Here is a 1,271-nt window from a genome sequence, read left to right on the forward strand (position 1 = left end):
GTCGTAGTCCGCCAGCCGCACCCGAGCACGGTCCGAGGTCATCCCCGTGGACACCTGGCCGAGGTCGTTCCAACCCCCGTGCCCGTCACCACCCTTGTTCAGGAACACCCGCACCGAACCGTTGTCGTTCAGAATCACGTAGTCCGCACGACCGTCACCGTCGAAGTCCGCCCACCGAACCCGACCCGCCCCACCCGACTCCGTACCGGCACCGCTTGGGTACGGGTCGGCGTGGTCGGTCGCCAGCCCGGTCCCCGGAGCGCAGCTCCACGCGCCGGCGCCCTGGTCGGCGAGGATCTTCTCGGCTATCAGAATCTGCTGTTTCTTGGTGGCGAGGTCGGGGCGGGGCGCGTAGGCCGTTCCGCCGTAGTACTGCCAGTTGTGGAGGCTGATCTGCAGGCCGCCGTAGTACGTGCCACCGGTGTTGATGCTCCAGTTTCCTGTGCTCTCGCACTGGGCGACCTTGTCCCAGGTGCTCACGGACGCGGCGGAGGCCGTAGGGGCGCCGATTGCGCCGACCGCGGCGGCGGCCAGGACGGCGAGGGAGAGAGGGAGGCGACGGTGCTGCTTCAAAGGATTCACTCGCTTCGGTAGGACGGTGGTCGGGGGGACTGGGGGCGCAGCGCGGCCGGTGCGCTGCGCCCCGTGTCCTTGCGGTTCCTTGCTCAGGGTGGTGGGTCAGGCGCCGGCGGCGATCTGGCCGTAGTCGAGCCAGCCGGGGTTGTTGCGGTCGTCGCCGCCGTTGTTGAGGAAAGCGGTGGTGGGGCCGGTGGTGACGAGGTAGTCGGCACGGCCGTCGGCGTTGATGTCCGCCAGCGAGACGGCGTTCTGGTCGCCGGTCAGGCCGGTGGTGATCTGCGCGCGCAGCGTCCAGCCGCCACCGGTGTCGCCGCCGTGGTTGACGTAACTGGTGATCGACCCACTGGGGTTGACGATGTTGTAGTCCGCGCGGCCGTCGCCGTCGATGTCGGCCCACTTGATCCGGCTGCGATCGGTCGTCACACCGCCGGCCACCTTGCCCAGGTCGCTCCACCCACCGATACCCGTGTTGCGGAACACACCCACCGCACCGTCCGCCTGAGTGACCACGTAGTCCGTACGGCCGTCGCCGTCGAAGTCCGCGAACGTCACCTGGGAAGGATCGGCGGTGAGACCGGAGGCCACCTGGCCCAGGTCGCTCCAACCCCCGCGCCCGTCACCGCCCTTGTTCAGGAACACCCGCACCGAACCGTTCGCGTTGATCAGCAGGTAGTCCGCACGCCCGTCACCGT

2 protein-coding genes are annotated in these 1,271 nt (G+C 69.0%); both read right to left on the minus strand.

Annotation, left to right across the window (positions count from 1 at the left end):
* Positions 1-480: transglycosylase family protein (locus BI06_RS48650; RefSeq protein ID WP_304440898.1), on the minus strand; the 480-nt coding region annotated here is incomplete at its 3' end.
* Positions 481-678: 198 nt separating this feature from the next.
* Positions 679-1,271: VCBS repeat-containing protein (locus tag BI06_RS55210; protein WP_043474585.1), on the minus strand; the 593-nt coding region annotated here is incomplete at its 5' end.

It is taken from the genome of Kitasatospora sp. MBT66, from assembly GCF_000710405.2.
In the GTDB taxonomy this organism is placed as follows: domain Bacteria; phylum Actinomycetota; class Actinomycetes; order Streptomycetales; family Streptomycetaceae; genus Kitasatospora; species Kitasatospora purpeofusca.